Genomic DNA, 251 nt, shown 5'->3' with positions numbered 1-251 from the left:
ATGGCAAAGGTATCACTGGAGAAAGAGAAGATTAAATTTCTGCTGGTTGAAGGCGTGCATCAAAAAGCGCTCGAAAGCCTTCGTGCAGCAGGTTATACCAACATCGAGTTTCACAAAGGCGCTCTGGACACTGAGCAACTGAAAGAGTCCATCCGTGATGCCCATTTCATTGGCCTGCGATCCCGTACCCATCTGACTGAAGATGTGATTGACGCCGCAGAGAAACTGGTCGCGATTGGCTGCTTCTGTAT

1 pseudogene is annotated in these 251 nt (G+C 49.0%); it reads left to right on the top strand.

Annotated elements, in window-relative coordinates:
* Window positions 1-251 (top strand): annotated as a pseudogene (locus FDX22_RS31735) (phosphoglycerate dehydrogenase); the annotation flags it as partial.

Source organism: Citrobacter sp. TBCS-14 (assembly GCF_005280805.1).
Classification (GTDB): Bacteria; Pseudomonadota; Gammaproteobacteria; order Enterobacterales; family Enterobacteriaceae; genus Citrobacter; species Citrobacter gillenii.
The sequence above is the reverse complement of the archived record's forward strand: the minus strand, read 5'-3'. Positions and strand labels throughout refer to the sequence as shown.